The 12,804-nt window shown below is 35.9% G+C and carries 14 protein-coding genes; 6 read left to right on the forward strand and 8 right to left on the reverse strand.

The features are described from left to right. Positions 1–87 precede the first annotated feature (87 nt). From ACHZK0_RS23120 to ACHZK0_RS23155, 8 genes are all read right to left on the reverse strand, one after another. Positions 88–1,311: a cation:proton antiporter gene (locus ACHZK0_RS23120; protein WP_395760914.1), complete on the reverse strand. Its 1,224-nt coding sequence runs from the start codon at positions 1,309–1,311 to the stop codon at positions 88–90. 3 nt (positions 1,312–1,314) lie between these two features. Continuing rightward, positions 1,315–1,812, reverse strand: a complete 498-nt coding sequence (locus ACHZK0_RS23125) for a cation:proton antiporter regulatory subunit (RefSeq protein ID WP_113935778.1) — start codon at positions 1,810–1,812, stop codon at positions 1,315–1,317. A gap of 34 nt (positions 1,813–1,846) precedes the next feature. Further along, positions 1,847–2,413, reverse strand: a complete 567-nt coding sequence (locus ACHZK0_RS23130; protein ID WP_395760915.1) for a tyrosine-type recombinase/integrase — start codon at positions 2,411–2,413, stop codon at positions 1,847–1,849. A gap of 341 nt (positions 2,414–2,754) precedes the next feature. After that, positions 2,755–4,614, reverse strand: coding sequence for an FtsX-like permease family protein (locus ACHZK0_RS23135; RefSeq protein WP_395760916.1), 1,860 nt, complete (start codon positions 4,612–4,614; stop codon positions 2,755–2,757). Positions 4,615–4,631: 17 nt separating this feature from the next. Beyond that, a complete protein-coding gene (locus ACHZK0_RS23140; RefSeq protein WP_029440190.1) occupies positions 4,632–5,393 on the reverse strand; it encodes an ABC transporter ATP-binding protein in 762 nt (253 codons plus the stop codon). Positions 5,394–5,624: 231 nt separating this feature from the next. After that, positions 5,625–6,647: a DUF418 domain-containing protein gene (locus ACHZK0_RS23145; RefSeq protein ID WP_395760917.1), complete on the reverse strand. Its 1,023-nt coding sequence runs from the start codon at positions 6,645–6,647 to the stop codon at positions 5,625–5,627. A gap of 136 nt (positions 6,648–6,783) precedes the next feature. After that, the gene (locus tag ACHZK0_RS23150; RefSeq protein ID WP_001129345.1) at positions 6,784–6,933 is read right to left on the reverse strand and encodes a hypothetical protein; all 150 of its coding nucleotides are present in this window, start codon (positions 6,931–6,933) and stop codon (positions 6,784–6,786) included. A 15-nt stretch (positions 6,934–6,948) separates the two neighbouring features. Beyond that, complete coding sequence (locus tag ACHZK0_RS23155; RefSeq protein ID WP_061676783.1) at positions 6,949–7,212, reverse strand: YtzC family protein; 264 nt, start codon at positions 7,210–7,212, stop codon at positions 6,949–6,951. 111 nt (positions 7,213–7,323) lie between these two features. On the opposite strand from ACHZK0_RS23155, the gene ACHZK0_RS23160 reads away from it, so the two are divergent. From ACHZK0_RS23160 to ACHZK0_RS23185, 6 genes are all read left to right on the forward strand, one after another. Beyond that, positions 7,324–8,283, forward strand: a complete 960-nt coding sequence (locus ACHZK0_RS23160; protein WP_000868034.1) for a TIGR01212 family radical SAM protein — start codon at positions 7,324–7,326, stop codon at positions 8,281–8,283. Further along, positions 8,280–8,852 carry a class I SAM-dependent methyltransferase gene (locus tag ACHZK0_RS23165; protein WP_088064619.1) on the forward strand — a complete coding sequence of 191 codons (573 nt, stop codon included), beginning with the start codon at positions 8,280–8,282 and terminating at the stop codon, positions 8,850–8,852. The genes ACHZK0_RS23160 and ACHZK0_RS23165 overlap by 4 nt, the downstream gene beginning before the upstream one ends. Positions 8,853–8,988: 136 nt before the next feature. After that, positions 8,989–9,822, forward strand: coding sequence for an ABC transporter ATP-binding protein (locus tag ACHZK0_RS23170; protein WP_395760918.1), 834 nt, complete (start codon positions 8,989–8,991; stop codon positions 9,820–9,822). Positions 9,823–9,840: 18 nt separating this feature from the next. Then, positions 9,841–10,521, forward strand: a complete 681-nt coding sequence (locus ACHZK0_RS23175; protein ID WP_262740210.1) for an ABC transporter permease — start codon at positions 9,841–9,843, stop codon at positions 10,519–10,521. Between the two features lie 24 nt (positions 10,522–10,545). Then, on the forward strand, positions 10,546–11,217 hold the full coding sequence (locus tag ACHZK0_RS23180) for an aspartate/glutamate racemase family protein (protein WP_270605958.1): 672 nt from the start codon (positions 10,546–10,548) through the stop codon (positions 11,215–11,217). Between the two features lie 277 nt (positions 11,218–11,494). Beyond that, complete coding sequence (locus ACHZK0_RS23185; RefSeq protein ID WP_262740212.1) at positions 11,495–12,796, forward strand: PepSY-associated TM helix domain-containing protein; 1,302 nt, start codon at positions 11,495–11,497, stop codon at positions 12,794–12,796. The last annotated feature ends 8 nt before the right edge of the window (positions 12,797–12,804 follow it).

The following is a 12,804-nucleotide window of genomic DNA, read 5'->3' on the forward strand; positions in this document are numbered from 1 at the left end:
TCGACTTACCGACAAAAACGACATCAGTAACAATATATAAAAAAGGGGAGGCTACATGAAGTTCATGCAGTCTCCCTTTATTTTGTACTACCCAACTTCTTTTTCTCGCTTCGCACGTTCTTTCGCACTCCATTTAAATATCTTATCTAATAGAGAGTATATTCTCCCAGACTCTTTCGTTAATAACGGACCTAACGATGCTAATATTAAAACGTACAGTGCAGAGAACGGTTTAATCGCTGCCATTAAACCGCCCGCAATGCCGATATTGGCTACAATAATAGAGAATTCCCCGCGTGATACGAGTGTTAAACCGATATTCATAGAAGCCTTATGTGATAACCCGGCTTTACGTCCCGCCATCATTCCAGCTGTAAAATTACCGATGAGTGTAATAAGAACTGCTCCTAACGCCAACCACACTGCTCCTCCAAGTGAAAACGGATCTATACTTAAACCGAAGCTGAAAAAGAATATAGCTCCAAAGAAATCACGAAACGGGACGACGAGATGCTCAATCCGATCGCTATGCTCTGTTTCAGAAAAAACGAGTCCTAACAAGAGCGCCCCAATCGCCTCAGCAACATGAATCGTTTCTGAAAATCCTGCTACAAAGAATAAAATAGCGAATATTACGATAATAAAAATTTCATTTGATGAAATATCTAATATTTTATTTAGAAACGGCGTAGCTTTTCTAGCAATTACAAAGAATAGTAGCATATACCCTACTGCAATTAATACCGATGTAAGAGCACCTACAAATGACGTTGCGCCCCCAAGTACTAACCCTGAAACGACTGATAAATATACAGCTAAAAAAATATCATCAAACATAATGATTCCTAATATTAATTCAGTCTCTTTATTACCAGATCTTCTTAAATCAACAATTACTTTTGCAACAATTGCACTCGATGAAATTGTAATGATTCCAGCAATAATTAACGTTTCTAACAAGGGGAAGCCCATCACATATCCATAAAGCAAACCTAATATGAAATTAAGCGATATATGAACACTACCCCCAAAAGCAATCGATTTTCCTGATTTAATTAATTTTTTTATTGAGAATTCTAAGCCTAAGTAGAATAAGAGGAATATGACGCCAACACGGCCGAGGAAGGAAATAACTTCTCCGCTTTCAATAAACCTTAAATCGATAAGTCCTAAATCCGGGGCATGAGGCCCCACTAACATACCGAGTATAATGAGAAACGGAATAATCGAGAACTTTAACTTCGCAGCGAGGATAGCTGCAAAAGCTACTAATACTAACGCAGTTCCAACTTCAAAGATTAAAGTATCCATCGATTAGGAATCACCTCCTGCTGAAAGCAATTCATTAATAATTCTTTTCACTTCATGTCTCGCGCCTGATAACACGAGCATATCGCCAGCTTCAATAATAGAGTCTGGACCTGGATTAAAGAATTTCTTCATATTCTTTTTCAAAATAGCAATAATCGTTACGTTATATGTTTTTCTGACATGTAAGCTACCAATTGTTTGTTGTACTACTGGTGCATTATTCTCCACCTTAAACCATTCAATTGATAATCCTTCAAAAGCCATCTCAATTGTGTCTAACGCTTGTGGTCTATATACCATTCCGCCTAATATAGCCGCAATTTGTCTCGCTTCAGAATCACGAAGAGAAATGCTTGAAATACTCTCATCATGATCCGCATCAAAATGATACATTTCTCTTCGGCCATCATCATGAATAACAATAACCATTTTTTCATTACCTTTTGTAATTACTTCAAACTTACAACCAATGCCCGGTAGTTCACTTTCTCTAATATTCATATTTTCCGCCTCCTAAAGTTTTTAGTTACGGCTTTTACAAATCTACATCAATCTCTGTTTTAAACTTCTCATCTTTTGAGATTCCTAAATACTTGAGCGTCTCTGATGGAGTCGCATGATGGAAATGCTTTTGCAATAACGCAATTGCTATTCCTCTTTTGTACGCATGAAATCCAAATGTTTTTCGCATTGAGTTCGTTCCAATCTTCCCAACAATCCCAACCGCTTCAGCTGCGCTATGAATAACACGATACGCTTGTTGGCGTGAGATTGAATTTGTCGTTTTATTAGATTGAAATACGTAATTTTCTCTTTGAGCATTAATAGTTTGTACGTACTCTAAAAGGGCTTCTTTTACTTTTGTATTTAAATAAATATCTTGTTTAAATTTTTCATCTTTCACAGGAAGAGAGTAGAACTCTTTAACAGTCTTATCTTCATTTAATACCTCTTCAAATTTCATACTAAGTAGTTCAGTAATCTTTAATCCAGTGTTAATTCCAATAACAAATAAAAGATAATCTCGCAGCGAGTGCTCTTTTAAATACTTTTTCATAGCCTCAATTTGGCTTATATCTTTTAATGCCTCTACAACTTCCATACATGTATCTCCTCATCTTATGAACGGTAATTTTCTCATTATCCTGTTCATTTTACCTTATCACGCTATGAGATTTCCATGTATTATCCATTATTTTCACAATATACTTTTACGACAATTTTTCATTTGGAAATTTATGATTGTACAAATACGGTGTGGGTAGAAAAAATAGGGGATACAAGTTCAGCTTCTTTCTATAGATTGGATTCCTCCTTTCACTTTTCGGTTGCTGATACTCATATATTATGTTACTTATTTATATTATATTATATATTTCAGTAACATTAAAGTGTTTTTTCTGAAAATAATAAAAACCGAGCATTTTTGCTCGGTTTTTATTATTAATCTTCTTTCGGAAGAACAATTCCTTTATACAATTGAACTGTAATGAAGTAATAAATCGTGTAAATAACTACGAAAATTACGATTGGTACCCAAATACGGAAGTACGGATCGATTAAAATAAATCCGAAAATATTCATACCTACTAATACGTGAGCAATACCTACAATTGCTGGGAATAAGAAGACTAAGAATAATTCTTTATAAATTGATTTTGTTAATAATTCACGGCGCACCCCGATTTTACGAAGCATTTGATAACGCGTAATATCTTTTGATGCCCCAGAAAGAATTTTGAACATTAAACAACTTGCCATCATTGCTAAGAACGCAATTCCAAGGAAGAATCCCATAAACACTGTTCCGCTCGCAACGCCGTAGAACATGTCGTAAGCTTGATATTTACTATCTAATCTTTCAGCTGCTACATTTTTATATTTATCTAGTTGCAACTCGTCAAGTTTTTTCCATTCTTTTGTGTGTGCTTCAAAATCATCTGTTTTTCCAGTAAATACGATTCCTTCTTTACCATTTACAGTATCGTACATTTTTTGATCTACAATTTTGATTGCATGATCTTCATGTACGTAGAATGGTTCGATTGTTCTGAAAGCCTCGTCCCATTGTTGTGGAAGTTCTTTAATGTTCGCATCTTTTTGATTCATTTCTCTAGAAACTGCACCCACTGGTAGTTCCTCTGAAACTTTTTTCGTTTTGACTAAATCCTTCATCGACTTCATGTTTTCCATATCTTTTACTAAAGGACGATTTTTTTCTAAATCCTCTTTTACATAGTAAACGTATTTATCATCGACTTTGTAACGATATTCACTTTTCTCTTTAAATGTAATACCGTCTAAAATTTTCTTTTCTTCAGTTGTTGGATTATGAACTACTGAATCATATATTACGAAACCATCAACCATTTTTATAACGTTATTTTTAAACGCCATACCGCCTGAAATTGCACCAGCTCCAAGAGCAACTAACATCGCTACTGTCGCAAGCACCTTCGTTAAACTATTAATACGGAAATTTAATTGTGCAAACGTAAAAGCGTTAAGCCCTTTTTCACTACGCTTTTTATTGCTCTTTAACTTTTTAATAATAACCGGAAGAAGTGATCCAAATAGCATGTAAGTACCAGCTGTTGTTGTAATTAACGCAATAAGGATTCCCATTTCTCTTAGTTTTTCCATGTAAATCATTGATGCATAACCAATTCCTAATAAAATAACCGCTAGGAATGCAACTAAACCTGTCATTTTTCCTTTTACTACAACACGTTCTGTTTGTGCATCTGCATGTACAAGTTGCAGTACTGAAATACGTGATAACTTAATACTATTCATAATTGCTGATAGTACAAATAATGCAAAGAAGAAAATACAAGTAACAGTCATAGATGGAAGGTAAAATGCTTTATAGCCTTCACCAGCAAATTCTAATTGTTTCATTAATAACTGCCCGATACCTTCTGCAAGTCCTACACCAACTGTAATACCAATCGCAAGAGATGCAGCACCTAATACTATCGTTTCAATAAACATAAGTAATGTAACTTTATGCTTTTTTGCTCCTAACATCATATACATACCAAACTCTTTTTGACGAAGCGATAATAAGAAAGAGTTCGCATATAAAATATAGAAGAAGGTTATGATTGCTAGTAAAAATGAACCTGCTTGGAATACGAATCCAATTGATTGAATAACTGAGTTAGATTCGATAAACGCTTTATTCAGCGCTAACGTTTGAAACATATAAAAAATTGAGATAGACATGACAAGGCCGACAAGTAAGACGATATAATCTTTCAGCTTACTTTTTAGCCCTGACATGGAAAGTTTGAATAACATGTCCTAGACCTCCTCCCTTATGCTTTTTGTGTACCTAAATCTGCAAGTACATCTAAAATTTCTTTATAGAACTCTTCACGTGTACCGCCGCGGTGAATTTCTTTATATAGCTCACCATCTTGAATGAATAAAATACGCTGACAGTAACTTGCACTATACGGATCATGTGTAACCATCATAATAGATACACCTTGCTCTTGATTTAAGTTTGTCATCGCATCAAGTAAGCTCGCTGCATTTTTAGAATCAAGCGCTCCTGTTGGCTCGTCCCCTAAAATAATTGCTGGCTCATGCACTAAAGCACGTGCTGCTGCTGAACGTTGTTTCTGTCCACCAGATACTTCAGATGGATATTTTTGAAGTATTGCCGAAATGCCTAACATATCAGCTACCTTTTCTACTTTCGGTCCAATATTACGTGATGAAACACCTTGCAGAGATAATGGAAGTGCGATGTTTTCATAAATAGATAAGTTCTCTAATAAGTTAAAGTCTTGGAAAATGAATCCTAATTTTTGTGAGCGGAAATCAGAAAGCTCACCTTGCTTCATTTTCGTAATATCCGTACCCGCAATTTCAACAACGCCGCCCGTTGCTTTATCAAGCGTTGAAATTACATTTAATAATGTCGTTTTACCAGAACCAGATGGTCCCATAATTCCTACAAACTCACCCTCTTGAATTGAGAATGAAACACCTTTTAACGCGTGTGATTGGTTCTCACCTTTTTTACCGTACACTTTTTGAACGTTTTTCACGTCTACAACTGGTTTCGTCATATATATCCTCCTACGCTTGTTTTTCCATTACCTATTTTGCGCTTTTTTGGGGGGAACTGCTATTTGTTAACATTACATTTACCTTACACTTTTGTAATATAAAAAATGGGCGCGTGTAAGGTTCGTTCGTAAATGAATTTTTATCAGCGATTTTCAAAATATATCGACTTACCGACAAAAGATAACAATAAAAATAGGCTGTTCCACAAAAGGAGCAGCCCACTTCTCTCTTTATTTCTTTAAAGGTGTTACCGTCCAATACGTAATAACACGCCAAATCCATTCTAATGGCCCCATTTTAAAGATTTTCATCCAGATTACGCTAAATACAATTTGAATTACATAAATTGCGATACATACATATAACGTCTGCATGTAAGTTAAGTTTTCTGCAAAGTTAAATACACTTCCTGCGATTAAAATCATTGCAGTTTGCCCAATATAATTCGTTAAAGCCATACGGCCATAATATTTCAGCGGCGCTAACAATGTTTGAACTGGTTTTAGTTGAAGCAATAAAATTAATGCTCCTACATAGAAAGCTGAAATAATTGGTCCAACTGTCACACCAATTTTTAAAAATTGGCTTGCAGCATCCATTGTCCCATCCTCATTCTCAAGTATCATATTTACAAACGGAGCAGCAGGGACGTGCCCATATTGATACCATAAAGCTACAACACTTAAGACAAACATAATAGCTGTAAAAATAGCAACTTGCTTTATTTTCGCTGAAAGATTTTCAAACACTTTATACTGTCCTGCAGCAAGCCCTAATAAAATTAGACCTAGCGGTAAAAATTCTTTAGCACCCATTACACTGAAGGTAATTGTCAAAATAAGCCCTAGTACTAGGTTCACTTCTTTTTTCGCTTTATAAAATGGTAAAACGATTAACCCGCAAATTGCATATAACGCTAATGCCTCTCCAGGCTGAAACATTTGATGAATGTATCCAAAAATAAACAATGCCACTACGCGTCTTAAAAATAAAACATATCCATTTTTCCCTTTTGCAATCGCTCTTGAAATAAAGATATAGAATCCTACTCCAAATAAGAATGAAAAGATTGAGAAGAAACGACCTTCTACAAATAAGTATAGAAATCTTTGATAGCTCGCATCCACTGTATTAGGTTCTGGAGTTTTAATGTTAAGTAGTGCAAGAATATTTACTAAAATAATCCCCAGTAATGCAAAGCCACGAATGTAATCTAACTCATCAATTCGTTTGTTTGTTATATTGTTCCCCATAAAGCAACTCCTTGTATAAAATTTAATCCTTCCTTACTCTACTGGAGAAAGCGGCTTATAACTATCGACAAACCTTACAGAAATCTTACATTATTGTAATATAATAAAATAAAACCAGGTCATATTGCGACCTGGTCTACTCTGATTGCTTCGATCTTTGCGGTTGTCCTTTTTTACTATTACGCTGTTTCACTTGAACCACTGGATCAAGCTCATTTGAAAACTCAGCGTTATGTCCATTTTGCGTTTTTTGCTCTGGGTTATTTTGATCTGAACGTTTCGCCATTACATTCACTCCTTATTAGTGCGGTGTAATAATCATTTGATGTTGTAGTTGGCGAATTGCCATGCGCGCTCTATTTAATTGCTCACGTTGCTCATCATTCGCATGTTGTTGCATCGTTTGTAAATCGTTATATGCTTGTTCTAATTGTAACTGCGCATCTCCATACTCCAACGTATTGTAATGCTCTTGTCTCATACCAAGATCTAATTGTTCTTTCGCATATTCCACCGCTTGCTCCGCTTGTGTAATATACGATTCAAGTGATTGACGCTCTGCCATAATTGTCCCTCCTTGCTTCAATTCCCCTTTAGTGTGTCCCTTCCATCTCTACCTTATGAGTATGTTATAATGGATTTTGTTTCATTTTGACTCGGCTTAGGAGGGAAAATAATGAAGGTTCAAAACCCTTTTCCATATACAAACGACAATAAACGTTATCATACATGGAATTACCATTTACGAAATGAATTTGGTGAAAAAATCTTTAAAGTTTCATTAGATGCTGGCTTCGATTGCCCGAACCGTGACGGTACAGTTGCTTATGGCGGTTGTACATTTTGCAGTGCTGCCGGATCTGGTGACTTCGCTGGTGATCGCCGCGATGATGTTATAACGCAATATCATGAAATGAAAGAAAAAATGCGCTCAAAGTGGAAAGATGGCAAATGTATCGCTTATTTCCAAGCGTACACAAATACACACGCACCACTTGAAGTGTTAAAAGAAAAATTCGAACCGCTTCTAGCAGAAAAAGACGTTGTCGGTCTTTCTATTGCGACTCGTCCAGATTGTTTACCAGACGATGTCGTTGAATATTTAGCGGACTTAAATAAACGCACATACCTTTGGGTGGAACTCGGATTACAAACTGTTCATGAACGTACTGCAAACCTTATTAATCGCGCTCATGATTATCCGTCTTATGTGGAAGGCGTAAATAAATTACGTAAGCATGGCATTAGAGTTTGCTCTCATATTATTAACGGTCTTCCACTTGAAGATTATGACATGATGATGGAAACAGCTCGTGAAGTAGCGAAGCTTGATGTACAAGGAATTAAAATTCATTTACTTCATTTATTAAAAGGAACGCCAATGGTGAAGCAATATGAAAAAGGGCAACTCGAGTTCCTTTCTCTTGAAGATTACGTAAGTCTCGTTGTTGACCAACTTGAAATCATTCCAGAAGACGTAATTGTGCACCGCATCACAGGTGACGGCCCACCTGATTTAATGATTGGTCCAATGTGGAGCTTAAATAAATGGGAAGTATTAAATTCCATCGATGCAGAATTTGTACGCCGCGGAAGCTGGCAAGGAAAATATGCAAATGAGGAGAAACAACAATGAAATTAGAACGTGTATTACCATTTGCTCGCACACTGCTGCAAACAGCTGTTAAAGAAGGCGATTACGCTGTAGATGCAACGCTTGGAAATGGACATGACACTTGCTTCCTAGCTGAAATCGTTGGAGATAACGGAAAAGTATTTGGATTTGATATTCAAAAAGAAGCAATTGAAAGCTCCACTATCCGTTTAAAAGAAAAAGAGCTTTTCGAACGTACTGTTTTAGTTCACGATAGTCACGATACGCTTTTATCCGTACTACCAGAAGACGCAAAAGGAAAAGTAACAGGCGCAATTTTCAACTTAGGTTACCTTCCTGGCGGTGACAAGCATATCGTTACAAAACCGAACTCAACACTCTCGGCGATTGAACAATTACTAGAAGTAATGGCTCCTGAAGGTATCATCGTCCTTGTCATTTATCACGGACATCCAGAAGGACAAGTAGAACGCGACGCTGTTCTCAAATTTGCAGAAGAACTAGACCAAAAACAAGCTCACGTACTGCGATATGGCTTCATTAACCAGCAAAATAACCCGCCATTTATTGTGGCGATTGAAAAGCGATAATATATCGACGATTCGACACACTATATCGACTTATCGACAAAACATAACAAAAAAAGACGTGCACTCATTGCACGTCTTTTTCTTATTCTCCTATATAATGGATGTATACAATATTTGAAGAAAGAAGGATAGAACTTTGCTAGTAAAACTAAGGGGAATTCAAAAGAAGTACGGCAAATCACTTATACTAGACAACATCGATTTATCCATTCCAGAAGGAGAAGCACTCGCTATCATCGGCGGGAACGGCACTGGAAAAAGTACTCTACTCAAAATAATTGCAGGATTTATTTCACCTACAGCAGGGACACTTCAAAGAAAAGAACATATACAAATTGGCTATGTACCTGAACATTTTCCTGAAGGGATTCGTTTTACATTAGAGGATTATCTATATCATCTCGGCCACATTCACGGTTTATCAACAAAATATTTAAAAGATAAAATTCCGATGCTTCTTGAATCTTTTCATTTACATCATGTAAAACATTCCGTTGTACGAAACTTTTCAAAAGGCATGAAACAAAAAACAGGCATTATGCAAGCATTGCTTACAGACGTCCATTTATTAATTTTAGATGAACCTCTTTCTGGACTTGATCCTAACTCACAACAAGAATTAGAACATATTTTACTCTCATTAAAACAACACGGCATATCTATACTCTTCACATGTCACGAAAAACAACTACTAGAAAACTTCGCCGATAAAATTGTGACGTTAGCAAATCATACAATCGCGGAAGATATCTCTGCGCAAAAATCAGCAGAACAAGTCTATATTGAAGCAATCGTTCATGAAACATTTTCAGCGATAGAACTACGGAAACAATTAGGATTTATACACGTTTCACACAATTCAAATCAAAACCTTATTCAATTACAAATCGAAAAAGAATATACAAACGAAATGCTACAGTTTTTATTACATAAAAAAGCATCTATTACACTGCTACAACCTAACTTTTAAATCGAAAGAAGGTTTATTATGTTTGCTCTTATTCGTTACCATTTTCTCGACTATACAAAATCATATAAGTACGTCCCTCCTATTGCGATGTACTTTGTGAGCTTACTTTTTGTATATACATATAAACCGACTCCTATTGTACCGACATACTTAGAAACAGCACTCGCACTTTACTTATTATCCGCCTGGATTACGGTTACGATTTTCCATACGGAAGACCCTGTACAAGAACAAATCACCATTTCTCACACAAATAATATTTCCGCACTATATGTTGGTAAATATATTACGGCTCTTCTCATTTGTACTGTGTTATCTTTTATATCCGTAATCTACCCAATTATTTTGCAAATGTTTAATGAAGAAATGACAGTTTCTTTATTTTTAGTCGGATTTCTCGCTCACATGTCTTTCTCTATACTAGGAATTTCAATCGCAACTTTATTTACTAGAAATATTATTCAAAAAGCAGGCACCGCTTGGCTTAGCCTGACATTTATATTACTTATAACGATAGCCTCCATCCGGTTTAAAAAAGAGTTTCTATGGTTTTTACCACCTATCGAAAGCTTTCTAATGCTTGGACAATACAAATATAATATACTTACTCACACACTATGGCTCACAGCTTGGGCTATCGTATATTCATTTTTATTACTTACTTTATTTCTTTTTGTCGTTCGCAAAAAACGTTTTTAATTACATATTAAAGGAGACAAACCAATGATCGGAATACTAGCAGGAATGGGGCCAAAATCAACTGGACCATTCGTCGATACAGTTGTAGCAAAGTGCCAAACAATATACGGAGCAAAGCATGATATGGACTTTCCTCATATGATGATTTATTCTTGTCCAACACCATTTTACATGGATCGTCCTATTGATCACGAAGCAATGAAAAAAGCGATTATTGAAGGGGCACAAAAACTTGAAAGTACTGGCGTAGAATTTATCGCTATGCCGTGCAATACGGCGCATCTTTATTTTGAAGAATTACAGCATTCTCTGTCCATTCCGATTTTAAATATCGTTGATGAGACGTTACAAGCAATTCCTGAAAATACAAAAAGAGTCGCTCTTCTCGCAACAGAAGCGACAATTCAAGCTAGTATTTATCAAGACGGGATTGCAAAACGTAATATAGAGTACATTCATAACGAACAATGGCAGGAAAGCATTAATCAAATTATTACTTGTATTAAAGGCGGAGAAATTGAAGAAGCTCGAAATTTATGGAGTGTGCTCGTTGTACAGTTAAAAACCGAAGTAGATACCGCCATTATCGCATGTACTGATTTGAATGTTGTAGCGAATGAGGATTTTGTTGATTCTGCTCAATGTCTTGCTGAGGCGGTTGTTAGGATGTATCTATCAAATAAAGTGAAACTTTAATCAGCCCTCACCAATCGGACTTTTATGGGCAGTTGATCCCCCCTAACTTCTTTGCTTTCGCTGAATTTTGAGATGGGGGTCTTACTGCCCATTAAAGCGGGATAAAAAGAAATCTTCATAAACATAGAAAACATACTTTCTGAAATGTGGTTTATGTTTGATGAAAATCCCAAAACTTTTAACATTTTTCACAATTCCTTCAAAATATCCACACTTAATCTCGCTATATTAAAATGAGGAATCTATTCATATAGGGAAGGTTAGGGGAACTGAAAGTATGAAAGTAAATCGTTCGCTTCATTACATTTTTTGGCGTTGGCATTTTTACGCTGGGCTTTTTATTACACCGCTTCTAATTACTTTGTCACTGAGCGGAATTGGGTATTTATTTCGGGAAGAGGTTGAAGATTTCATCTATAAAGATTTATATTTTGGGAAGAGCGCCCAAACAGAATCTATTTCGATGGCTGATTCGCTTTCATTAACAGAGAAAAAATATCCACATTATAGTGTGGCGAAAATTAGTGAGTTTAATGGGGATTATAATACGAGACTTACGATTTCAAATGAATATACGGGGCAACAAAAATTTGTGTATTTAGATAGCAATAATCAAATTGTTGGGGATCAAAATGCAAGTGAAACGTTTGCCAATATCATGAGGGAATTACATAGTTCTCTTTTAGTTGGTGGCACTGTCGTCAACTATACTGTAGAACTTGCGGCATGCTGGACAATCTTTTTAATCGTAACCGGATTGTACATGAGTATACGCCAATTCAAAAACACACCATCATCCAATAAGCGAGAAAAAGCAAAAAGACGTCATTCTATTATCGGTATTATATTTACAATTCCTCTCTTTCTGCTAGTCGCATCTGGATTGCCATGGTCAGGATTTATGGGGAACCAAATTTATAAAATCGCATCGTCGAATGAATCAATTGGGTACCCGAAATTATATATGGCACCGCCTGAATCAAAGGTAAAAGAATTGCCATGGGCAACAAGAAAAGAAGCTCCTCCTGAATCGAATTCAAATGAACCGAAAGCAATTTCTGTCGATGAATTACAAAAAGGAATTGAAATAAAGAAGCCATATGTTATCTCACTACCAGCTGATCCGAAAGGTGTATTCACCGTTTCGAAATCTAGCGGTTCCGGTATTACAGGTATGGATGTCGCACCAAATGAAGAAATAACAGCGTACTTTGATCAATATAGCGGAGAACTCATTTCCAAAACGGACTATCGTGATTATGGCTTATTTGCACAATGGTTCACTTATGGTATCCCGCTTCACGAAGGACATTTATTCGGATGGCCAAATAAAATATTATGCTTACTAACGACATTATCTTTATTACTTCTCATTTATTACGGAATAAAAATGTGGTTAGCAAGAAAACCAAAAGGAAAATTAGCAGCACCGCCAAAGCAAAGAGATAAGAAAAGCATAATCGTTTTCTTTATCATGATGGTTATACTAGGTGCTGTCATGCCTTTATTCGGACTATCTGTTTTAGTTATTTTCGCAATTGAACTTCTCATATATGTATTTGCAAAAATACGATCATAATAAAAAGC

The sequence above is a fragment of the Bacillus sp. 3G2 genome (genome assembly GCF_044324725.1).
Classification (GTDB): Bacteria; Bacillota; Bacilli; order Bacillales; family Bacillaceae_G; genus Bacillus_A; species Bacillus_A mobilis.